Annotated in this window: 21 protein-coding genes; 8 read left to right on the top strand and 13 right to left on the bottom strand. The window is 67.4% G+C overall.

Features of this window, described 5'->3' with window-relative positions; all coding sequences use genetic code 11:
- Positions 1 to 39 precede the first annotated feature (39 nt).
- Entirely contained in the window at positions 40 to 651 is a 612-nt protein-coding gene (locus IIE29_RS09000) for a TetR/AcrR family transcriptional regulator (RefSeq protein WP_209324895.1), read from the top strand.
- Positions 648 to 2,687 (top strand): acyl-CoA dehydrogenase family protein, encoded by a 2,040-nt coding sequence (locus IIE29_RS08995; RefSeq protein WP_209324894.1) that lies wholly within the window; start codon positions 648 to 650, stop codon positions 2,685 to 2,687. The genes IIE29_RS09000 and IIE29_RS08995 overlap by 4 nt, the downstream gene beginning before the upstream one ends.
- A 78-nt stretch (positions 2,688 to 2,765) precedes the next feature.
- Here the strand turns inward: IIE29_RS08995 and metX are convergent, their stop codons facing one another.
- From metX to IIE29_RS08965, 6 genes are all read right to left on the bottom strand, one after another.
- Positions 2,766 to 3,800, bottom strand: a complete 1,035-nt coding sequence (gene metX, locus IIE29_RS08990; protein ID WP_209324893.1) for a homoserine O-acetyltransferase MetX — start codon at positions 3,798 to 3,800, stop codon at positions 2,766 to 2,768.
- 1 nt (position 3,801) lies between these two features.
- On the bottom strand, positions 3,802 to 5,124 hold the full coding sequence (locus IIE29_RS08985; protein WP_209324892.1) for an O-acetylhomoserine aminocarboxypropyltransferase/cysteine synthase family protein: 1,323 nt from the start codon (positions 5,122 to 5,124) through the stop codon (positions 3,802 to 3,804).
- 143 nt (positions 5,125 to 5,267) lie between these two features.
- Positions 5,268 to 8,636: an error-prone DNA polymerase gene (locus IIE29_RS08980; protein WP_209324891.1), complete on the bottom strand. Its 3,369-nt coding sequence runs from the start codon at positions 8,634 to 8,636 to the stop codon at positions 5,268 to 5,270.
- 40 nt (positions 8,637 to 8,676) lie between these two features.
- A complete protein-coding gene (locus IIE29_RS08975) occupies positions 8,677 to 10,314 on the bottom strand; it encodes a DNA polymerase Y family protein (RefSeq protein WP_209324890.1) in 1,638 nt (545 codons plus the stop codon).
- A complete protein-coding gene (locus tag IIE29_RS08970) occupies positions 10,304 to 11,056 on the bottom strand; it encodes a porin (RefSeq protein ID WP_246475833.1) in 753 nt (250 codons plus the stop codon). Before IIE29_RS08970 ends, IIE29_RS08975 begins: the two co-directional genes overlap by 11 nt.
- Before the next feature lie 8 nt (positions 11,057 to 11,064).
- Positions 11,065 to 12,561, bottom strand: coding sequence for an HNH endonuclease signature motif containing protein (locus IIE29_RS08965; RefSeq protein ID WP_209324889.1), 1,497 nt, complete (start codon positions 12,559 to 12,561; stop codon positions 11,065 to 11,067).
- A 234-nt stretch (positions 12,562 to 12,795) separates the two neighbouring features.
- Between IIE29_RS08965 and IIE29_RS08960 the strand changes: the two genes are divergently transcribed.
- The 3 genes from IIE29_RS08960 (at position 12,796) to IIE29_RS08950 (ending at position 14,919) form a co-directional block, all read left to right on the top strand.
- Complete coding sequence (locus tag IIE29_RS08960) at positions 12,796 to 13,494, top strand: class I SAM-dependent methyltransferase (protein WP_209324888.1); 699 nt, start codon at positions 12,796 to 12,798, stop codon at positions 13,492 to 13,494.
- Between the two features lie 92 nt (positions 13,495 to 13,586).
- Positions 13,587 to 14,051: a tRNA (cytidine(34)-2'-O)-methyltransferase gene (locus tag IIE29_RS08955; protein WP_209324887.1), complete on the top strand. Its 465-nt coding sequence runs from the start codon at positions 13,587 to 13,589 to the stop codon at positions 14,049 to 14,051.
- Between the two features lie 43 nt (positions 14,052 to 14,094).
- Positions 14,095 to 14,919 carry a PfkB family carbohydrate kinase gene (locus IIE29_RS08950; protein WP_209324886.1) on the top strand — a complete coding sequence of 275 codons (825 nt, stop codon included), beginning with the start codon at positions 14,095 to 14,097 and terminating at the stop codon, positions 14,917 to 14,919.
- A 132-nt stretch (positions 14,920 to 15,051) separates the two neighbouring features.
- Here the strand turns inward: IIE29_RS08950 and IIE29_RS08945 are convergent, their stop codons facing one another.
- A complete protein-coding gene (locus IIE29_RS08945; RefSeq protein WP_209324885.1) occupies positions 15,052 to 15,306 on the bottom strand; it encodes a type B 50S ribosomal protein L31 in 255 nt (84 codons plus the stop codon).
- Between the two features lie 176 nt (positions 15,307 to 15,482).
- Here IIE29_RS08945 and IIE29_RS08940 point away from each other — a divergent pair, with 176 nt between their 5' ends.
- Positions 15,483 to 16,034: a YbaK/EbsC family protein gene (locus IIE29_RS08940; protein ID WP_209324884.1), complete on the top strand. Its 552-nt coding sequence runs from the start codon at positions 15,483 to 15,485 to the stop codon at positions 16,032 to 16,034.
- 34 nt (positions 16,035 to 16,068) lie between these two features.
- Here the strand turns inward: IIE29_RS08940 and IIE29_RS08935 are convergent, their stop codons facing one another.
- The 4 genes from IIE29_RS08935 to IIE29_RS08920 form a co-directional block, all read right to left on the bottom strand.
- Positions 16,069 to 16,839: a phosphatase gene (locus IIE29_RS08935; RefSeq protein ID WP_343071854.1), complete on the bottom strand. Its 771-nt coding sequence runs from the start codon at positions 16,837 to 16,839 to the stop codon at positions 16,069 to 16,071.
- Positions 16,840 to 16,910: 71 nt separating this feature from the next.
- Complete coding sequence (locus IIE29_RS08930; protein WP_209324882.1) at positions 16,911 to 17,825, bottom strand: TrmH family RNA methyltransferase; 915 nt, start codon at positions 17,823 to 17,825, stop codon at positions 16,911 to 16,913.
- On the bottom strand, positions 17,822 to 18,658 hold the full coding sequence (locus IIE29_RS08925) for a sulfite exporter TauE/SafE family protein (protein WP_209324881.1): 837 nt from the start codon (positions 18,656 to 18,658) through the stop codon (positions 17,822 to 17,824). Before IIE29_RS08925 ends, IIE29_RS08930 begins: the two co-directional genes overlap by 4 nt.
- A gap of 2 nt (positions 18,659 to 18,660) precedes the next feature.
- The gene (locus tag IIE29_RS08920; RefSeq protein ID WP_209324880.1) at positions 18,661 to 19,446 is read right to left on the bottom strand and encodes an ABC transporter ATP-binding protein; all 786 of its coding nucleotides are present in this window, start codon (positions 19,444 to 19,446) and stop codon (positions 18,661 to 18,663) included.
- A gap of 44 nt (positions 19,447 to 19,490) precedes the next feature.
- On the opposite strand from IIE29_RS08920, the gene IIE29_RS08915 reads away from it, so the two are divergent.
- Both IIE29_RS08915 and serB read left to right on the top strand, forming a co-directional pair.
- Complete coding sequence (locus IIE29_RS08915; RefSeq protein WP_209324879.1) at positions 19,491 to 20,225, top strand: hypothetical protein; 735 nt, start codon at positions 19,491 to 19,493, stop codon at positions 20,223 to 20,225.
- Positions 20,222 to 20,908, top strand: coding sequence for a phosphoserine phosphatase SerB (serB, locus tag IIE29_RS08910; protein ID WP_209324878.1), 687 nt, complete (start codon positions 20,222 to 20,224; stop codon positions 20,906 to 20,908). The genes IIE29_RS08915 and serB overlap by 4 nt, the downstream gene beginning before the upstream one ends.
- Before the next feature lie 128 nt (positions 20,909 to 21,036).
- On the opposite strand, the gene IIE29_RS08905 is transcribed toward serB, so the two are convergent.
- Both IIE29_RS08905 and fabI read right to left on the bottom strand, forming a co-directional pair.
- Positions 21,037 to 21,543 carry a SixA phosphatase family protein gene (locus IIE29_RS08905; RefSeq protein WP_209324877.1) on the bottom strand — a complete coding sequence of 169 codons (507 nt, stop codon included), beginning with the start codon at positions 21,541 to 21,543 and terminating at the stop codon, positions 21,037 to 21,039.
- A 7-nt stretch (positions 21,544 to 21,550) separates the two neighbouring features.
- Complete coding sequence (fabI, locus tag IIE29_RS08900; RefSeq protein ID WP_209324876.1) at positions 21,551 to 22,309, bottom strand: enoyl-ACP reductase FabI; 759 nt, start codon at positions 22,307 to 22,309, stop codon at positions 21,551 to 21,553.
- Positions 22,310 to 22,386: the final 77 nt, after the last annotated feature.

Below are 22,386 nucleotides of genomic sequence, written 5' to 3'. Positions count from 1 at the left end.
ATTTAGCTGATACCGACAGTACCTGATACCGTCTGTTCCATGAAATCGATCACAGACGGGCGCTCGACGAGGTGGCAGAAGCACCGCGATGAGCGTCGTCGCGAACTGCTGCGTGCGGTCCGATCCGTCGTCGACGAATACGGCGACGAACTGTCGATGGACCAGATCTCCGAGCACTCGGGCACGACGAAGTCCGTGCTCTACCGGTACTTCACGGACCGGGCCGGACTGCAGGCGGCCATGGGCGAATGGGCGATGGGTGTCATCGTCCGTTCCCTCGACGATGCCGCGGCCGCATCGGCGGGCACGGATCCGTCCGCCGACTCCCGGGAGTCCCTGGCGGCGATGATCCGCGCCTTCGTCAGGCTCGCCGGGGAGTCTCCGAACGTCTACCGCTTCTGCGACACGGCGGTCAACCGCTTCGCCCCCGAGGAGACCGGCGGCTTCTTCAATTCGATCGCCGGACTGCTGGCCGAACGCCTCGACCTCAGCGGCGAACGGGCCCAGCTGTGGTCGGCCGGTGCCATCGGATTCGTCCGCGCAGCCACCGAGACCTGGCTGTCCCGGCCCGACCGTCCCGAAGAGTTCGCCACCACCATCAGCCACTGGCTCTGGGCATCCCTGCCCGCACAACGAGGAGAAGAAGAATGAAGCTGTCTCTGAACCCACAGGCCATCAACGACGTTCTCGACGGACGATGGGCCGAAGCCCGCCGCCAAGGTCGGAGCCTGGCCCTGGACCCGACGACCCATGACGATCCGGCCGATGACCTCGAGACCGCGCGGGCGAAGACCCTCACCGGTGTGGGCATGATGGCCGAGACCCGTCTGCCGCTGACGGGACTGCCCCCGGAGATGGGCGGGCGGAACGAACATGCGACGAACGTCGCCGGGTTCGAGGAGACCGTGACGGCCAATCCCAGCCTGCAGATCAAGGCCGGCGTGCAGTTCGGACTCTTCGGCGGCGCGATCCTCCACCTCGGCGATGCCGAGCAGCACGAGAAGTGGCTGCTCGACGCCCAGGAGGGGCGCCTCCTGGGCTCCTTCGCCATGACCGAGATCGGGCACGGTTCGGATGTCGCCTCGGTGGCCACGACAGCCACCTTTGATCCTGCGGCCGAGGAATTCGTCATCGACACACCCTTCCGAGCTGCGACGAAGGAGTACATCGGCAATGCCGCCCGGGACGCCCGCGCCGCGGTGGTCTTCGCTCAGCTCATCACCGCCGGGGTCAACCACGGGGTGCATGCGTTCTTCGTTCCGGTCCGCGACGAGGCCGGCGACCCGCAGCCGGGGATCACGATCGAGGACGACGGATACAAGGGCGGTCTCAAGGGCGTCGACAACGGCCGCATCGCCTTCGACTCTGTGCGTGTCCCCCGGAGCAATCTGCTCAACCGCTACGGCGACGTGTCCGCCGACGGCACCTACTCCTCCCCCATCGAGTCGCCCGGACGCCGTTTCTTCACCATGCTCGGCACCCTCGTGCAGGGACGCGTGTCCCTCGACGGCGCCTCCGTGGTCGCCTCGAAGATCGCGCTCGACATCGCCGTGCGCTACGGCCTCGAGCGCAAGCAGTTCACCGCCGGTGACGACTTCGCCGAGACCACGCTGCTCGACTACGGACAGCATCAGCGCCGTCTCATGCCGGCCCTGGCCGCCGTCTACGCCTCGGCATTCGCCCACGAGAAGCTGCTGACCTCGTTCGAGGAGGTCTTCTCCGCAGCTGATGACTCCGAGGAGAACCGCGCCCTGCTCGAGACCCGGGCCGCGGCATTCAAGGCCGATTCGACATGGATGGCCCTCGACGTGATCCAGGAATGCCGCGAGGCCTGCGGCGGTGCCGGATTCATGGCCGAGAACCGGCTGGTCGGGCTGCGTGCCGACCTCGACGTCTATGTCACCTTCGAGGGCGACAACACGGTGCTTCTGCAGCTCGTGGCCAAGCGCCTCCTCGGTGACTATGCGAAGGAGTTCGCTCACCTCGACGTCGGCGGTGCCGCGCGTTTCATCGGCACGCAGGCCGCCGAGCACACGCTCTACCGGACCGGCCTGGCCAATGCCGGTCGGGCGATCTCAGACGCCTTCACCCCGAACCTCGGTGAGAAGCGGATCCGTTCGGGTCGCCTGCAGCGCACGCTGCTCGAGACCCGCCTCGACGTCATGGTCTCGGGCGTCGCCCAGGCGCTGCGCCCGGCGACGAAGATGCCGGCGGACAAGGCTGCGGATCTGTTCAACACCCACCAGCACGAACTCATCGAGATGGCGCGTGCCTATGTGGAGCTGGAGAAGTGGAAGGCCCTCGACGAGAAGATGCGGGAGCAGACCGACGCCGACCAGGCGAAGGTCTTCCGCCGCCTGCGCGACACCTACGGCCTCGGTCTCATCGAGAAGCACATGGCTTGGCATCTGATGTACGGTCGCCTGCCGATGTCGCGGGCGCGGCAGATCAACGAGACCCTCAACCGCCTCTGCGCGAAACTCGCCGCCAACGCTCTCGACCTCGTCGAGGCCTTCGGCTACGGGGACGAGCACCGTCGGGCCACGATCGCCACCGGCATCGAGGCGCAGCGTCAGAACGAGGCGGCCGACTACTACCGTCGGGCCCGGGCCAAGCAGGACTTCCCCGTCGACGAGAAGCAGCTGCGCAAGGCCGAGAAACAGGCGGCGAAGGCCGGATCGAAGTAGGATTCCACAGCAGGACTCACGTATCGAGCCCCCACAGCCACTCGGCTGTGGGGGGCTCTGCGCGTGTCGCGGGCCTCCTCAGGCGGCGAGGAAGTCCCGCAGTACCGCGGAGACCTTCTCGGTCTCGGTGAGGAATCCGTCGTGGCCGACGGCTGATTCGATGACCTCGTGGCTGACCTTGCCGGGCAGGGCCTCGGCGAGGATGCTCACCTGCTGCGGTGGGAACAGCCGGTCCGAGGACACGGAGACGACGAGATTGTCCGTGCAGGCATCCGCCAGCGCCGTGCGCAGGTCGGTGGAACGACCGCGGCGCACATCGTGGTCGCGCAGCGCCCGGGTGAGCACGATGTAGCTGTGCGGATCGAAGCGTGCGGTCAGCTTCTTCGCCTGATGGTCGAGGTACGAGGTCACCTCGTAGTAGTCCTCGGCGCGCAGGCGACGGGAGAAGCGCTCATTGAGTTCGGCGTCGTTGCGGTAGGTCAGGTGTGCGATCTGACGGGCCAGACCGAGCCCTTGGGACGGGAATCGACCCACGGCCGAGTAGTCGCCCGAATAGTAGTCGGCGTCGAGTTCGATCGCGCGCTCCTGCATCATCGCCCAGGCGATCTGGTCGGCCTCGCAGAAGGCCGGTGCGGCCAGGATCGCGCACTTGCGCACCTTCCGGCTGTCCAGCAGGGCGAATTCCAATGCCCTGGCCCCGCCCATCGAGCCGCCGATCACCGCCGCCCAGGAGTCGATGCCGAGGATCTGCGCAAGATTGTGCTCGAGCCTGGCCATATCCCTGATCGACACGGCCGGGAAGCGGGAGCCGTAGGCGAGTCCGTCGTCGTAGATCGACTGCGGACCGGTCGTGCCCGAGCAGCCGCCGAGCGAATTCGCGCACACCACGTAGTACTCGTCCGTGTCCACGGCTTCGCCGGGCCCGACGACACCCGACCACCATTCGGTGACCTCTGTGTCGCCGGTCAGGGCATGTTCGATGAGGATCGCGTTGGAGCGATCCGCGTTGAGCGTGCCGAAGGTCTCATAGGCGATCTCAACGGTGCCGAACGTATGCCCGGAGTCTGTGCCGAAGCCCAGAATCCGCTCGACGGAGGTGCTCTGGGTGGTCATCTCAGGCCGCGGTCGACGCCTTCGCCGCTGCCGCCGCGAAGCCCTTGTCGAGGTCGCCGATGATGTCGTCGATGCCTTCGAGCCCCACGGACAGACGCACCAGGGCGGGGTTGACGCCGGCGTCTTCCTGCGCCTGCTCGTCCAGCTGCGAGTGGGTGGTCGAGGCCGGGTGGATGACCAGTGAGCGGACATCGCCGATATTGGCGACGTGCGAATGCAGCTCGAGGGAGTCGACGAAGGCCACGGCCGCGTCGTAGCCGCCGGCGATGTCGAAGGCCAGGACGGAGCCGACACCATTGGGCAGATACTTCCTCGCCACCTCGTTCCACGGGCTCGAGGCCAGTCCCGCGTAGGCCACGCGGGTGACCTGAGAATGGTCGTCCAGGTAGGCGGCGACCTTCTCGGCGTTCTCGACATGGCGGGCGATGCGCAGGCTCAGCGTCTCCAGCCCCTGGGCGATGAGGAAGGCATTGAATGGGCTGGCGGCGGGGCCGAGATCGCGCAGACCCTGAACGCGGGCCTTGAGGCCGAAGGACACATTCGCTCCGAAGGGGCCGTCGGCGCCGAGGTCCCGGGCGTAGACGAGGCCGTTGTAGGACTCGTCGGGTTCGTTGAAGCCGGGGTACTTCTCGGGCTGGGCACCGTAGTCGAAGTTTCCGCTGTCGACGAGGACGCCGGCGATCGAGGTGCCGTGGCCGCCGAGGTACTTCGTGGCCGAGTGGACGACGACATCGGCGCCGTGCTCGATGGGCCGCACGAGGTACGGGGTGGCCAGAGTGTTGTCGGTGAACAGGGGGACGCCGGCGGCGTGGGCGATATCGGCGACCGCGGCGATGTCGAGGACATCGGAGCGGGGGTTCGAGACGACCTCGGCGAAGAAGAGCTTCGTATTGTCCTGAACGGCGCTCTTCCATTCGTCGAGATCCGAGACGTCGACGAATGTGGTCTCGATGCCGAGCTTGCGCAGGGTCACGTTGAACAGGTTCTGAGTGCCGCCGTAGAGGCTGGAGCTGGCCACGATGTGATCGCCGGCACCGGCGATGTTCGTGATCGCCAGGAAGGCCGCGGACTGTCCCGAAGCGGTGAGGACGGCGTGCACGCCGCCCTCGAGATCGGCGATGCGGTTCTCCACGACCTCGGTCGTGGGATTCGTGATGCGCGTGTAGATCGGACCGAGCTCGGACAGGGCGAAGCGGTTGGCCGCGGTCTCATTGCTGTCGAAGACGAACGAGGTGGTCTGATGGATCGGCAGCGCTCGCGAACCGGTGGCCGGATCGGGGGTCTGCCCCGCATGGATCTGGCGGGTGTCGAATGACTGGCTCATGATAGCTCCTCTGTGAGTGCGACGGGGGCGCCGGCGGTTGCAGTGGGTGTGCTGTGTCCACTGTCATCGACTTCCTCCCCGCGAGCCCGCCTGTGTGTCATGTTGATGTCATCGTCTGTCATCTTTCGTCACAACCGGATCCGTCAGCGGAAGTTCCTGGCCTTCGTCGGCAGCTGCACCTCGAGCGGGATGAGCTTGTGCGCATAGAGGCTGACGACCTCTCCCCCACGCTGGATCAGACCGGTGACGGCGAGGACGTTGCGGGAAGTCGCGACCGTGCGGAAGCGTTTCATCAGCCCGGCGGTGGCCACGACGTTGAGCATCCCGAATTCGTCCTCGAGGTTGATGAAGGTGATTCCCGAGGCCGTGGCCGGCCGCTGCCTGTGGGTGACGATCGCGGCCACGGTCATCCGGGTCCCGTCCGCGGCCTTCGCCGCATCCGCGGTCGAGGAGCAGCCTCGTGCGATCAGCTGTTCGCGCAGCATCTCCGTCGGGTAGCCGTCGACGGTGATCCCCGTGGAGAACAGCTCGGCCAGGGTCGTGTCGAAGGCATCCATGGCCGGCAGGCTCGGCGCCGAATCCACCGTCGCCGTCCCCGGCAGCAGGCCGGGGTGGGCTCCGGCGACTCCCCCGGCCAGCCACAGAGCCTGCCGGCGGTCGAGGTCGAATCCGGCCAGCGCTCCGGCCGTGGCCAGGCTCTCCAGAGCCTGTCTGCCGATGCCGGTCCGCTCCGCCAGATCCGCCACCGAGGCGAAGGGGGCGGTCTCGCGTTCACGGACGATCACCTCGGCGAAGGAACCGACGTGTGCGACCGAATCCAGGCCCAAGCGGATCCCCAGCTGCGGCGTCGAGGCGCCGGGCTGGTCGGAGCCGAGCCATTCGAGATCGGTCGCAGCCTGTGAACGGCGGATGTCGACCGGCAGGATCGGCACCCCGTGCCGGCGGGCATCGGCGATGAGCGACTGCGGGGAGTAGAAGCCCATCGGCTGGCTGCGCAGCAGACCGGCGGTGAAGGCCGCATGGTGGTGGTATTTGAACCAGGCGGACTGATAGACGAGATTGGCGAAGCTGATGGCGTGCGATTCGGGGAACCCGTAGTTCGCGAAGGCCGCGATGGTGGCGAAGATCGACTCGGCGGTGTCCTCGGCCACCCCGCGCTCCACGGCTCCGACGCGGAACTTCTCGGCCAGTTCGGCCATCCGCTTCTCCGACCGTCGTGAGCCCATGGCCTGACGCAGCTGATCGGCGTCGGCTCCGCTGAAGCCGCCGACGTCGATGGCCATCTGCATCAGCTGCTCCTGGAACAGCGGCACCCCGTAGGTCTTGGACAGGGACTTCTTCAGCAGCGGGTGGAGGTATTCGACCTCGTCGATCCCCTGCCTCCTGCGGATATAGGGGTGGACGGACCCGCCCTGGATGGGACCGGGCCGGATGAGGGCGACCTGAACGGCCAGATCATAGAAGATCTCCGGCCGCAGCCGCGGCAGAGTCGCCAGCTGGGCACGGGACTCGACCTGGAAGACTCCGACGGCATCGGCCTTCTGCAGCATCTCGTAGACGCGGGGGTCCTCGTCGTCGATCTCCGCCCGGTCGATGAGCTCTCCTGTGTGACGGTGGACGAGGTCGACCATCTCATGCAGCGCGGTGAGCATCCCCAGACCCAGCAGATCGAACTTCACGAGGTCCATGGCCGCACAGTCGTCCTTGTCCCACTGCACGACGGTCCGGTGGCCCATCGTCGCCCTCTCGATCGGGACCACCTCGCCGATGGGGCGGTCGGCGAGGATCATTCCGCCGGAGTGGATGCCCAGATGCCGGGGAGAGCCGAGCAGGTCGCCGGCGATGCTGAGCACGGGAGCGGGGACCGGCGAGTCCTCTGCATCGGGCAGGCTCGACCACCGGCTGCTCGCCTTCGAGAACGCATCCTGCTGCCCCGGGGCATAGCCGAGGCTGAACGCGGCGTCCCGGATCGCGGACTTCGCCCGGTAGGTGATGACATTGGCCACCTGGGCGGCGCGCTCACGACCGAAGTGGTCATAGACGTATTGGATGACCTCCTCGCGGCGACCGGATTCGATGTCGATGTCGATGTCCGGATACCCCTTGCGGTCCGGAGACAGGAATCGGTCGAAGAGCAGCCCGTGCTTGACCGCGTCGACGGCGGTGATGCCGAGGACGAAGCAGACCGCGGAGTTCGCCGCGGAACCTCTGCCCTGGCAGAAGATGCTCGAGAGGCGGCAGAACTCCGTGATGTCGAAGACGATGAGGAAGTACCCGCAGAAGCCCAGCTGAGCGATCATGTCCGTCTCCCGGTCCAGCTGTGCCCAGGCCCGCGGGTTGGCTGCCCTGGACCCGTAGCGACAGCGGCCGCGCTCGTCGATGAGACCGCGCAGATACTCCTCCGCCTCCCGGTCGTCGGGCATCGGGGCCCGCGGCAGGTCCGGACGGGCCGTACCCAGGACGAAGGAGGCCTCCCGGCCGATGCGCACCGCGTTCTCGAGGGCCTGTCGTGGGAACCGCGCGGCCATCTCCTCCCCCGTGTGGATCCGAGCGTTCGCCGTCGCCGGCAGCCACCCGGTCAGTTCGTCGAGCGAGAGACGCGACCGCACCGAGGCTCTCACCTGGGCAGATCTCCACTGAGCACGAGTGGCGAAGTGGACTGCATTGCTGGCCACGATCGGCAGATGCGTCCGTTCGGCCAGATCGCCGAGGTGGCGCAGCCTCTCATCATCGTCCGGGGTCCCGTCCCGGCTGAGTTCGACGGCCAGACGGTCGGGGCCGAAGAGCGCCATGAGTTCGCGCAGGGCGCCCAGGCCGCCGTCGGCATCGCCGAGTGCTCGCCGCAGCGGACCCTTGCGGCAGCCGGTGAGGATCGTCCAATCCCCGTTCATCGCCGCCAGCTCCTCGAGGTCGAACACGGGACGGTTCTTCTCACCGCGCAGGTTCGCTTCGGTGATGGCCTGCGAGAGCCGGTGGTAGCCGTCGACGCTGCGGGCGAGGACGAGCAGATGCGTGGCCTCGGGGTCGGTCTGTCCGGGAATCCTCTCCCTCAGCCCCACGGACAGTTCGGCGCCGAAGACGGTGGGCAGCCCCACCTCGGCGGCGGCGTGAGCGAATCGGACCGCACCGTAGAGACCGTTGTGGTCGGTCAGCGCCAAGGAAGTCAGTCCGGCGGCGGCGCCGGCGGTCACGAGCTCCTCGGGATCGGAGGCTCCGTCGAGGAAGCTGAACTGGGAATGCACGTGCAGCTCCGCCCATTCCACGCTCGCGGTGCGCAGCAGCGGGCCGCGCTTCGGACCTTCGCCGAGGGTCTTTGCATATCGATCGCGTCCGTCGGGGCCGCGGGGGCCGACCGAGACCTGGTAGCGGTCGGGACGGGAGAACGCCGGGGCGTCGGAACCGTCCGCATGCTTGTCGGCGGGAGCGTCCGCCCCGTGTGCGTCCGGAGTGTCCTTGCCTTCGAGTCTGCGGGCCAGCTTCGACCAGGGAGTGCGCGGGTTCGAGAAACCCATCGGTGCCTCCTCTCTCCTGCCTGTGTCTCGTTGACCCGGTTCAGCGGTAGCGACCGGTGAGGTACCACTGGCCGCGTTCCTTGCTCAGCAGGAGGGCCCGTCCCGCATCGGTCACCACCTGCAGCCGGGTTCGGTAGACGGTCCGTTCGGGATCCCACCACCCGGATTCGATGGGCCAGGAACCGGAGTAGTCGATGATGGCCGCGGTCTCCCCGGTGGGGAATCTGATCGTCGTCGGTGCGGCCTCCAGACCCGAGGGGCGCGCCTGCACCGGCGAACCGTCCGCGGCGAGCACATCGACGGCCGAGTGCTCGACGATGGTCGGTCGGGGCGCGTGCAGGGCACCGGGCCAGGGGGCTCCGGGACTGCGTTCGGGGACGGCCGCCTGCTGCCATGGGGTCCACAGGTTCGTCTCGGCCGGGTCCCACCCGCCCTGGATGCCCGGCACGAGCACCGCATCCGGGCCGAACAGACCCTGCAGGCGTTCGAGGGTATGGGTGATCTGACCGGTGTTCTCCTCGAACAGGCTCTTCGTGGCTCCGATCGGAGTGGTCAGCTCCGCCGCGATGAGACGCAGCGCGATGATGCCGTCCGCGGAGAAGTCCTCTGCATCGGGAGCCGGCTCGTCACCGAAGTCGAGAGCCTGCGGGTCCGTGTCCTCGCGCCGGGGCCCTGACCCGGTGGTCGGGCCGGTGCTCGCTCCGGTGCTCGCTCCGGCCAGCCAGCCCTCGGCCTGCCAGCGCAGCCGATCCGCGATCGCGTTCTCCTGCATGTCCTCGATCCGCCAGGTCCGGGACGAGGACTGTCCGGCCGCTGCGTCCAGTTCGATCGTGATCTGGGTGCAGACCAGCCCCTGCCTGCGCACCTTGGTCAGCAGCTCGGCACCGAGCTGGCGGGCGAGGAAGCCGAGGGTGTCGCTGCGGGTCGTCGGTGCGTCGAGGTCGAGTTCGGCATCGAGGGGCTCTCCGCGGACGTGATCGGCCAGAGGTCTGCCCTCTACGCCGGAGGCCAGCTCGTGCACATGCCGACCGAAGGCACCGAACCGTGAGTTCACGTCCTTGGCCTCCAGCCGGGCCAGGTCGCCGAGGCGGCGCAGGCCCAGCTGCAGGAAGACCTCGATCAGCGCGGTCGCCCCGGCCCCGGCATATTCCAGGGTCGTGATCGGCTGCTCGGCCAGGAAGTCCACGGTCCGTCCGGGTTCGACCCGGCGAGCCTGCCCGGAGGCCAGCACCGCGGCGAAGACGGTGTCGGCGATGCCGGGGAAGAATTCCCACCCGGTCTCGGCCACGAGCGCGGAGACCAGGGCCTCGACGGCGCTGGACTCGTCAGGGTAGCCGTGTCGGAGTGAGTCGAGCGGAATCGCCAGCGTGCCCGGGCTGAGCAGGGTGAATCGAGCGACGAGGTCCTCGAGAGCTCCGACTCCGGCGCTGAAGTGCCGATTGTCCACGTCTTCGTCCCAGACCACGACACGGGCCTCCGGGCAGCGGAACCCGACGGCTCGCTTGTTGTTGCCGACGGCGACGCCGGAGGCGCGGGCGGGGGTATTGGCGGCGATGACCTTTCCTCCGTGGAGCACCGCGACCGGGCGGCCCGGGCCGATCTCGTGTTCGGCCGCTGCGGCCACGGCCGGCCAGTCGGGCACCGTGAGGACGAGAGTGCGCTGAGCCTCACCCGACATGATCGATCACCTGCCGCAGATGCGTGATCGTCGTCCACCTCGGGTCCTCGGAGCCGGCGGCAGAGGTCGGCTCAGAAGCCGCCTCGGAGACCGCTGCGGGAGCTTCCGACGTCCCCGCGGGGACTGCGACGGGAGTTCCGGTCGGGCCGGGCAGCAGGAAACGGTGGATCCCCGTCTGCGAGCGGGCACGGACGAGGCAGGACTGCAGACGGCCTCGACCGCGTTCGGTGCCCGACCATCGCGTGTCCGTGATCTCGATCTGCTCCGTGCTGCCGGGCATGGGCCGAAGACCGATGACGCTCATCCGCCGTTCGCGGACCTTGGCCAGGAGCCGAGCACGCTCCGAAGCACTCGGCGAGAACCCCGGATCGACGAGGATGATGTCGAAGGATTCGATGAGGATCGACGCCACGCGCAGCCAGTCCTCGCGGGGGGTGGCCAGGTTGACGAAATGATCGAGGTCGACACCCAGATCGGCGATGGAGGAGACCGCCGGTTCGCCGAGCCCGATGCCGGCACACCACTTCTGCTCCCGGGTCGCAGCGGCGAGCGTCGCCAGTGCGCAGCTGACAGAGAGTTCCCCGGTGACGGTGACGAGCTCTCCCCGAGGCAGGCCACCGCGACGGAACAGCGGAGAGAGCACAGGATCCACCGGATGGGGCGGGGTCCTGTCGAACAGGGCCGTGGCCGTGGAGATCCCTGTCTCCCGGCTGAGCTGTTCGACGACTGGTGTGGCTGACATGACATCCATTATCGAACTGGTGTTCTAAATTGGCAAGCCATCGCACGTCCCCTCACACGGCTCTCCAGCGGCAGCAGCTGTGAGCCCTCGGGCAGGTAGAAGGCGAAAGCCGCGGGGCCGCGCATCGCTCCGGCGAAGTCGGCCCCGGTGCGTTCGATGCGCAGCTGGTACTTGTGCACCACGGTGTGGTGGCGTCGGCAGAGCAGGATGAGATTGTCCATATCCGTCGTCCCGCCCTGGGACCAGGGCCGGATATGGTGGGCGTCGCATCGCCGACGGACTCGGCATCCGGGGAACTGGCAGCAGACATCGCGCACACTCAAGGCCAGCCTCTGGCGCCTGCTCACCAGACGCTTCGAGCGTCCGAGCATGAGGACGTCGCCATCGCCGCCTTTGATCGCTCCGCTGATCAATGCCTCACAGCTCAGCCGCTCCGCAGTCGCGGCGGTGATGCCGCCGAACCCCTCGATCCTGCAGGTCGTATCCGCTCTTCTCTCCTTCGCCCCTGCGAGGACGCCGGCGGAGGAAAGCGTCCCCGCGGGGACGTCGGCGCCGGCCTCGATACTGGCTTCGGCGCCGGCCTCCAGGGTCGTGCTGGCCTCCAAAGCGGCACCTGCGCGAGTGACCACTTCGGCGGAGGCGTGGACGAGCATCCTGGCGCGGTCGGCATCCATCGCACCGGCGGGTGCGGAGCGAGGGAAGGCGCGGACGAGCTCCATCAGGCACATCACCTGGGAGATCGGCTCATGGGGTGCTTCTTCCTCGCCATCCGGGTCGTCGGTGCCGTTCCCTGCATCGGAGGTCCGCTGCTCTGCGGATTCCTCCTCCGCGCGGCGTTCGAGAAGGTGACGGGCGGCATCGAGCATCGTGAAGAGCTCCGCGGCCTCGTCCTCCTCGAGATCGATCGTGATGCGGGTCCGGCCGGGCGCGACCTGGCGCATGGTGACGCTGTCCTGCGGCAGGCGGACCGGCAGCGGTCCGGGCTCGATCGCGGCAGCCAGCTGTTGATAGTCCCGGGAGATCCGGCTGATCTGGCTGCCCGTGGCGATGGTGGCCAAGCGCAGCGCCTCGTCGTCGCCGATCCGCTCGCCCAGCCGGGTCACTTCCCGCACCTTGGAGAAGCTGACCTCGCCGGCGGCCAGACTCTTCTGCACTTTCGGCATCGCCCGCAGCGCCATCATCACCCTGACGTATTCGCGTGCCGTGTGCATGCTCACCGAGGCCACATGCATCACCCATTCGGACAGGGTCCTCACCCCGACCCACTCCGCCCACAGCTCCCGTCGCTCCACCTCGTCGATGAGGGCGATGACCCGAGCGTGGCAGAAGGCGATGCACGAGGTGTTGCGGCGGATGTCGGTGACGATCTCCGCACAGCTGAGTCGGCTGAGATCGGCTTCGACCTCAGCGCCTCCGTAGTCCTGCGGGTCGATGCTCAGCTGCTCGATGTTCCCGTGCTGCACAGCATCGGGCTCCGCCGCCTCGACCGTTTTCTCGTCCTGCATGGCTTCCCCTCCCGTGGCCCCTCGGCCTTTCCGGTCCGGCAGACTCCATGACCGCTGACCGTGCCATCACTGTAGAACTCGGCACTGACACGAGAATCGAATCGACAGCAGTCTCCAGGAATCTTCATCTGTTGAGATTCGATTCTTCTTCGTTTTCCAGATGAGCCCGCCGGAGAGCTGCGAAGAAGCCACAGCGCTGCGGTTCGGGCCGACGCGCACCGGTAGGGTGAGGTCATGACCGACGGGAGCACTGACAGCAGCAGAACTGACAGCATCGGCACTGCCCGCGAGCGGCCCACTCGCGATTCCTATGACGCGATCGCGGAGGCGTATACGGACTGGGTCGCCGACGAACTCACCGCCAAACCTCATGATCGGGCCGTGCTCGGAGCGTTCTCCGAACTCGTGCTCGCCACCGGGTCGGCCGAGGTCCTCGACATCGGCTGCGGCCCCGGGCGCATCACCTCGTTCCTCGCCGCCCTCGGGCTGACCCCGAGCGGTCTCGACCTCTCCCCCGCGATGATCGAGCTCGCCCAGGGCCTCTACCCGAACCTCGACTTCGACCTCGGAACGATGTCCGCCCTCCCCCATGCGGACGCATCCTTCGGCGGTCTTGTGGCGTGGTACTCGATCATCCATGTCCCCGATGACGGACTCCCCGTCGTCTTCGCCGAGGCGGCACGTGTCCTCCGCCCGGGCGGATGGTTCCAGCTCGCCTTCCAGCTCGGCGACCGAGTGGACCATCATTCGGATCTGGCCGGGACCGCGATCGACCTCGACTTCCACCGGCGCTCGATCGAACAGGTGGCCTCCGCCCTCGAACCGCACGGCCTCCTCCCGGTCACCCGACTCGAACGCGAGCCGGATCGCCGCGGCCGGTATCCCGAGGCTAGCGGACAGGGCTATCTCCTCGTGCGTAAGACCAGCCGGTGACGGTGGGCTCGTCCCCGTCGCCCGGGCCGCCAGCGCCGGCGACGACCGCGGCGACAGGAGATCACGGCGAGGGGTGAGAAGATGAGAGGGCTATGAACATCGACATCGTCTTCCACACCCCCGAGATCCCCGGCAACACCGGCAACGCCATTCGGCTCGCCGCGGTCACGGGGGCTCACCTCCACCTCGTCGAACCGCTCGGTTTCGACCTCTCCGATGCGAAGCTGCGCAGAGCCGGACTCGACTACCATGACCTCGCCCATGTCACGGTCCACGAGTCGCTGGCGGCCCTGTGGGACCACCTCGGAGACCGTCGGGTGATCGCCTTCAGCACGCATACGACAGGTTCCTTCGCCGAGGTGGACTACCGCGACGGGGACGTCCTCCTGTTCGGTCGGGAATCGACCGGTCTGCCCGACTCGGTCATCGAGGACGAACACGTCGACATGTCGGTGCGCATCCCCATGCTGCCGGCCCGCCGCTCGCTCAATCTCGCGAACTCGGCATCGATCGCCATCTACGAGGCCTGGCGGCAGCAGGGATACGCAGGGACCTGAACCCGCGTAGACTTCTTCGCGACAGCTTTACGAAAGGACCGCTATGACCGCCAAAGTGCTCACCGTTGCCGGCTCCGACGTCTCGGGAGGCGCGGGGCTGGAAGCCGATCTCAAGATGTTCGAGGAGTACGGTGCCTTCGGCACCGCCGTCGTCACCTGCATCGTCACCTTCGACCCGAATGATCGCTTCGCCCACGTCGTCGAGTTCATCGACCCCGAAGTCGTCAATCGTCAGCTCGAATCGACGCTGGCCGTGCACACCTTCGACACGATCAAGTCCGGCATGCTCGGATCCGTCGACTCCGCGCTGGTCCTCGCCGAGGAGCTGCGGACCAACGAGCTGCCCTATGTCTTCGATCCGGTGCTCGTGTGCAAGGGCGTGGGCACCATGGTCGATCTCAAGGACCTCTTCGTCGACAATCTCGTGCCCTTGGCCACCGTCATCACCCCGAACCTCGAAGAGGCCGCCACGCTGGCCGATCTCGATCCCATCGATTCCGTCGAGGGCATGATCGAAGCCGCGAGGATCATCCACGCCCAGGGCGCGGAGAACGTCGTCGTCAAGGGCGGTGCCCGCCTGGCCGGTGAGGACGCCGTCGACATCCTCTTCGACGGTGAGACCGTCACGACGCTGCGTTCGCGCAAGGTCAACGACAAGCTCGTCAACGGGGCAGGATGCTCGTTCGCGTCCTCGATCGCGGCGGGAATCGCCACGGGTCTGAACATCCGTGAGGCTGTGATCGCTGCGAAGGAGAAGGTCGCCCACGGAATCGCCAATTGCCTCGACAACGCCACCGGAGTCGCCTCGCTGCTTCACCCGGCGGCTCGCACACAGCCCTCGCCCGAGGTCTCGGTCACCGTCGACTGAGATCCTCCGATGTCCCCGCGGGGACGTCCGGGAAGCAGACTGCCCCGCACACCGGATGGTGTGCGGGGCAGTTCGCGCAGTGCTGAGAGCGTCCGAAGGAACGCTTTCCTCTCGGCCGGAGCCGATGCGGACTCAGCGCTTGCCGAAGCTCTTGTAGCGGTCCTTGAACTTCTCCACGCGGCCGGCGGAGTCGAGGATGCGCTGCTTGCCGGTGTAGAACGGGTGCGAAGCGCTCGAGATCTCAACGTCGATCACGGGGTAGGTGTTGCCGTCTTCCCACTCGATCGTCTTGTCGCTCTTGGCGGTGGAGCGGGTGAGGAACTTGGTTCCGGAAGCGAGATCGTTGAACACGATCGGTCCGTATTCCGGGTGGATGTCCTTCTTCATATTCTTACCTCTGCTGAATCCTCTCAGGCGCCTGGTATGGGCCGGCCCATCCGCCAGTGCCCGAATTCGTCTGCTGGACACGCCCCGCACCGTAGGAACCGGACACGAAGCGACAGTCAAGTCTAACCGATGGGAGGGGACAAAGCGATTCGACACTCATCTCCTACACTGTGGCCATGACCACGAAGGAACGCATCTCCACCCAGTTCACTCTCCACCCGGCGGCAGCGTCCTCCGAGCTCCTGGCCGCTGCGACCGCCGAGGCGCTGCCGACGATCATCGGCGACGTCGAGGTCTTCGCCATCGATCCCGAGATCGCCGACACCGCCGCCCTGCTCGACGCCACCGATCTGAGTCCCGCCACCTCGGCGAACTGCGTCCTCGTGGCCGGTTCCCGGTCCGGTGAGGAGCGCATCGCGGCGTGCATGGTGCTCGCGAACACCCGCGCCGATGTCAACAGACGGGTCAAGAAGCTCCTCGACGTCCGCAAGGCCTCGTTCCTCCCGCTCGAGCGGGCGGTCGCCGAATCCGGGATGGAGTACGGCGGCATCGGTCCGATCGGACTGCCCGGCAGCTATCGGGTGCTCATCGACTCCCGCGTCGCCGAGGCGAAGGAGCTCATCATCGGATCCGGGATCCGCGGTTCGAAGCTGCTGCTGTCCGGTGCAGCACTCGCGTCCCTGCCCGGCGCGGAGGTCGTCGACGGTCTGGCCAACGAGATCGTCTGAGTCCCGAGGCACCGAGAGCGATCGACCGATCCGCTCAGATCAGGCCCGCCCGGTCGATGACGAAGGCGATGAGCGGTGCGTAGAGGTTCGGCACCACGTCGTCGTCCAGGGGGACGGTGACCTCGATCTGGCCCTGTGCTTCCGCGACGAACAGGGCCGGGTCGTTGCAGTCCGCATATCCGATGGTGCGCAGTCCTCTGCTCGCAGCCGCGCCGGCCCACCCGTGGTCGGCGACGACGAGATCCGGGGCCGATCCGCCGCGCGCGGCGATATCGTCGAGGAGGGCATGCATCGGTTCGGCCAGGTGCGTGTGCGGGCTGCCTCCGTGGAGGTGCCAGGTCCACACATCGTCGATCTGGCGGACGTCGCCGCCGACCTCGGGCACGGGGATGAGGTGGTCGCAGGTGTCGACAACGGCGCCTGCAGACTTCGCGGCTGCTGCGATCGCCATGTGGACGGGAAGCAGTCCTGCCGGATGGCCGGTGGCGAAGAGGATCCGACCGCCGTCCCGACTCACCCGACCGACCGCCTCGGCGAGCTTCTCCAGCGCCGTGATGCACCGGTCGGTGGAGATCGTGTCGACGCCTTCGACGAATTCGGGGTCGGGACGCAGTCCGGCGCGGTCGACCATGAGCGCGAACACGGCGTCATAGTCCCATTCGCGGGTCAGCTCGACGCCGAAGTCGAACTGCCGTTCCTGGTGGAGGAAGCGGTGGATGTGGGAGAGGTTGTTCTCTCGCGGGGTCGCGACCTCTCCGGTGATGCGTCCGGCTTCAAGGGCTCGGGCAAGGGTGCTTCTGTCCACTGGAATCCTCTCTGTTGCGGCGGTTCGTCTCGTTGTGCGCATTCCCGGTGCCTATCGGACCCGAGACGAGGTCAGTCCTTCTGCAGCGCGAAGCAGGCCACCGCCGAGGCGGCAGCGACGTTGAGGGAGTCGACTCCCCCGCTCATGGGAATCATCACGGTCGAATCGCAGGCTCGAATCGTCGACCTGCGCAGGCCCTCGCCCTCGGTTCCGAAGACGACTGCGGTGCGTTCGGGTGCGGTCGCCGCGAAATCCCGCAGCGCCACGGAGTCATCGTCCAGAGCCAGTGCGGCCACGTGGAAGCCGCTTTCCTGCAACGTGCGGATGTCGGCCGGCCAAGATTCGATCCGAGCCCAGGGAACCTGGAACACCGTGCCCATGGAGACTCTGATCGAACGTCGGTAGAGCGGGTCGGCGCAGCGAGGGGTGACGAGCACGGCGTCGACGCCGAAGGCCGCTGCCGAACGGAAGATCGCGCCCACGTTCGTGTGGTCGACGATGTCCTCGATGACGACGATGCGTCGGGCTGTCTCCACCAACGAAGCGGGATCGGGAAGCTGCGGCCGGTGCATGGCTGCCAGCGCTCCTCGGTGCAGGTGGAAGCCGGTGAGCGATTCGACCGCCGAGTCCGTGCCGATATGGATCGGGACATCGTTGCCGGCGATGACGTCGGCGAGGTCGAACAGCCACTTCGGACTGGTCAGGTAGGACCGCGGCACCATTCCGGCGGCATGGGCCCGGCGGATGATCTTCGAGGATTCGGCGATGAACAGTCCCTCGACGGGTTCGCGTACGCTGCGCAGCCCGACGTCGGTCAGCTGCGTGTAATCGGAGAGTTCGGATGCGCTCGTGCGGCCGGCTGCCGCTGCTTCGCCGGTCAGCGCATCCTCATCGAAGAACCGCAGCCGTTCGGCGGCGATCCCGAGTTCGCCCGCCCGGTCGATGACCTGCTGCCGGGTCAGCGGCGCCTTGGCCGGTGTGTTCACAGCGTGAGGATCCTCCAGATCGCGACGATGCCGAGGACGACGATGACCGAGCGCAGCAGCACCGGCGAGAACCTCCGGCCGATCCGGGCTCCGAAGTAGCCGCCGATGAGGGAGCCGACCGCGATGCAGACCACTGCGACCCAGTTGATCCGGTCGTGGCCGACGATGATGTAGGTGCTCGCCGAGACCGTGTTGACGACGAGGACGAGGACGTTCTTCAGGCCGTTCAGCCGCTGCAGATCGTCGGGCAGCAGAAGACCGAGCAGGGCGATGAGGATGATGCCCTGGGCTGCAGCGAAGTAGCCGCCGTAGATCGCGGTGAGGAAGACGACGAGCAGGACGGCCAGGTACCGGCCGGTCGACAGGCGGTCGCCGACGGAGGCCGTGGTGTGCTCGATGCCGGCCCTGTGAGCCCGGCGCAGGGAGCGTTCTTTGAGATAGCGCGACAGGTAGGGCTGGCCGACGACCATGACCAGGGCCACGACGAGGAGGACCGGCACGATCGTCTCGAAGGCGTCCTCGGGCAGGTGCAGCAGCAGATACGCGCCGGTCAGGGATCCCAGCAGGGAGGCCGGGACGAATCCGAGGATCCGCTTCCACTGGCCGCGCAGCTCCTCACGATAGCCGAACGACGAAGCGATGTTGCCCGGGATGAGGCCCACCGCGTTGCTCATCGTCGACACGACGGGCGCGACCCCGAAGGCCACGAGCGCAGGGAAGGTGATGAGTGTGCCCGATCCGACGACGGCGTTGATGCCGCCGGCGGCGATGCCGGCGAGGACGATCAGCGCGATCTGCCACGGTTCGAGGCTGAGACTCTGCCACAGCTCCATGCTCAGCGCGCGGAACGAGCGTGGTAGCGCTGACCGTCGCGGGTGAGCTTGACGTCGACGCCGAAGGTTGCGGCGAGATTGTCCGCGGTGAGCGTCTCCTCGATCGGACCGGCAGCCAGATCCGTGCCCTCCGAGAGCAGAAGCACATGTGTGATCCCCGCCGGGATCTCTTCGACGTGGTGGGTGACCATGATGGTCGCCGGTGCCCATTTCGAGGACAGGATCTCCGACAGAGCGCCCAGCAGCTCCTCACGGCCGCCGAGGTCGAGGCCCGAGGCCGGCTCGTCGAGCAGCAGCAGCTCCGGGTCGGTCATGAGCGCGCGGGCGATCTGGACTCGTTTGCGTTCGCCCTCGGACAGAGTGCCGAAGGTGCGCTCGGCAAGATGTGTGATGTTGAACGCGGACAGCAGGTCGTGCGCACGGTCGATGTCGTCCTGCTCGTACTCCTCGACCCACCGTCCTGTGACTCCGTAGGCGGCGGTGAGCACGGTGTCCAGCACCGCCTCGGAGTTCGGAATGCGGCTGGCCAGCGCAGTCGATGCGTAGCCGATGCGCGGACGCAGTTCGAACACATCGACACGCCCCAGACGCTCTTCGAGAATGCCGACCGTGCCCGTCGTCGGGTGCATGCGTCCGGCGGCGAGCTCGAGCAGGGTGGTCTTGCCCGCACCATTGGGTCCGAGCACCGCCCAGTGCTCGCCCTCGGCGACGGTCAGCGAGAAATCTTCGAGGAGGAAATCGGCCCCCCGGCGCACGGACACGGAATCCAAAGTCAGGACATCACTCATATCCTCAGACTCTATCGCAGGCGGGCGGTCTATTCTGGTTCGACATGGACCAGACGACCGACTCACTTCTGCTGACCCTGGCGATCAACCACCGCCTGCGCTCGACCCTCGCCCCTGACGAGGTCAGTGCCGCGTTCCTCGACGACGACCGTGATGTTCCTCTCATCGTCTCCGACGAGGTGTTCGCCACCGCCTCTCCGACCGGCCTGCTGATGTTCGCAGCCGCCGCGGCCGCTGCCGGGATCACCCACGCCCGCCTCGCGCTGCACCACCCCTCACTGCCGCACACCACTCCCCCGGTCGACCGGGCCGCGCGCACGAAAGTCGGTCGGCACAGCGCCCCGGTCGTCCTCCATCGCGGATCCGAGCAGGCTGCAGTCGCGCTCATCGGCGCCGAGGCGAACGTCGAGATCATCGCCTGCCGGCCGACTCTCTACCGTCCGGTCACCGTGGGCACCTCCGCCGAGGCCCTGCGCCGGCTGCGGCTGCTCGTGATGGAGGGACTCGGTCTCATCGAATCCCTCGAGGTGCCGGAGGAATGGCGGCAAGGACCGTGGCGGGATTGGCAGGAGGAGCTGTCGACGTCACATCCGATCTCTCGCCTCATCCCCACCGAGGCCGATTCCCGAGCGATCTACGCCGCACTCGACATCCACCACCGGATGCGCACCGTGCTCGCCCCGGCAACCGTCTCCCCGCCGCAGTTCGGCGCCCTGCTGTCTCAGCTGCACCCCGCCGCCGCGGACTACATCATGGCAGTGGCTACGATGAAGGGGTGAATGAGACTTCGACCGCCCAGATTCCCGTCCAGCTGCTTGTCATGGACGTCGACTCGACGTTCATCAATGAGGAGGTCATCGACCTCATCGCCGCCCACGCCGGCCTCGGAGATCAGGTCGCCGCCATCACCGAGCGCGCGATGGCCGGTCAGCTCGACTTCGCAGCGTCCCTGGCCGAACGGGTGGCGCTGCTGGCGGGGCTGCCGGAGACCGTGCTCGACGATGTGCGATCGCAGATCACCCTCACCCCAGGGGCAGCCGAGCTCGTCGCTGCGGTGCAGACAGGCGGAGGGCAGGTGGCGCTCGTCTCCGGAGGCTTCGCCCCGATCATCGCTCCCGTGGCCGCACGGCTGGGCATCACCGACGTCTTCGCCAATCATCTCGAGGTCGAGAACGGGACTCTCACCGGGCGCACGGCCGGACGGGTCATCGACCCGAGCGCGAAGGCGGAGATCTTCGCGGACCTCGTGACCGCGGGCGGCTATGCGCGGGAGGCGACCGTGGCCGTCGGCGATGGAGCCAATGACATCGGCATGATCCGCGCGGCCGGGCTCGGGGTCGCATTCTGCGCGAAACCCGCCCTCGTCGAAGCCGCCGATGCCTCGGTGACCACCCGGGATCTGCGCAAGGTGCTCGACCTCATCGCCGTCCGCGAAGACGCCCGGTCCACGGCCGGCACATGATTCGTCCGTGAACCGCATCGGAGACGACCGCGGCCCTCGGAAGCGACCGGAGACGACTGAGGCCCTCCGAACCGTTCGGTTCGGAGGGCCTCACTCATCGGGCAGCACACCTCGCGGGAGTGCGCAGCTCAGACTCCGTGGAAGACCCGGATCTGCGGTGCCGGATACTCCCCGGGCTCCAGGTCCCAGCTCTCGAGGTCGAAGACCGCGATCGAGGAGGGACGGAACGCGGCCGGAACCCCGCCGGCCGGATTGAGATGGCCGATCACCTCGGAGACGGCCGGCTGGTGGCCGACGATATAGGCACACTGCGAGTCCGCCGGGATCGAATTGATCGCATCCAGCCAGTCGTCGATCGCTCCGGCGTAGAGCGAGGCGTCCTCGCGCAGCGCGAGGCTGCCCGGATCGTCGAGGGACCCGCCGTGGGCCCGGTTGACCGCTTCGACGACGGCCTGCCCGGTCTGGACCGTCCGGCGGGCCGCCGATGCGATGGCGACATCGGGCGGCCACCGTTCGGCGATCTCGGCGCCGGCTTCGACGGCCTGGGCCAGACCTTTGGAATCCAAGGACCGTTCGAAGTCGGTGGGACCTTCCGCCTCCGCCTTGGCGTGGCGGGCGAGGATGAGCACAGGCATGGGAGTCTCAGGCTCCGGTGGAGTGGAAGCCGCCGTCGACGTGGACCATTTCGCCGGTGGTGGCGGGGAACCAGTCCGAGAGCAGGGCGACGATCGCCTTGCCGGCGGGAGTGGTGTCCGTCTGGTCCCAGCCCAGCGGCGCCCGGTCGCCCCACATGTCCTCGAGGGTGCCGAAGCCGGGGATCGAGGTGGCTGCGGTCGTCTTGAGCGGACCGGCCGAGACGAGGTTGACGCGCACACCGTCTTCGCCGACGTACTTGGCGAGGTAGCGGGCGGTGGACTCGAAGGCGGCCTTGGCCACACCCATCCAGTCGTAGACGGGCCAGGAGATCGTCGCATCGAAGGTCAGGCCGACGATTCCGGCGCCCTTGTTGAGCACGGGCTTGGCGGCCACGGCGATCGCCTTGAGCGAGTAGGCGGAGACGTGGATCGCGCCGGAGACCGACTCCCACGGGGTGTCGAGGAAGACGCCGCCGAGAGCGTCCTTCGGGGCGAAGGCGATCGCGTGGACGATGCCGTCGATATTGCCCTCGAGGCGTTCGGGCAGGGCCGCGAGATCCTCTTCGTTCGTGGCGTCGAGCTCGATGACCTTCGGAGTCTGCGGCAAACGCTCGGCGATCACCTGAGTGATCTTCATCTGACGGCCGAAGCTCGAGAGGATGACCTCGGCTCCCTGCTCCTGTGCGATGCGGGCGGCGGCGAAGGCGATCGATGCCTCTGTGAGCACGCCGGTGACGAGAATGCGCTTTCCGTCGAGGATTCCCATGGTGGTCCTTTCTTCAGGGATGGTGATCTGTCGGCGCCGCGGAAGGCGGCGTCTCTGGGGTGAAGTCTACGGGCAAT

Source organism: Brevibacterium renqingii (genome assembly GCF_017808095.1).
In the GTDB taxonomy this organism is placed as follows: Bacteria; Actinomycetota; Actinomycetes; order Actinomycetales; family Brevibacteriaceae; genus Brevibacterium; species Brevibacterium renqingii.
Note: the sequence above shows the minus strand (reverse complement) of the source record. Positions and strands in the feature narration are given on the sequence as shown.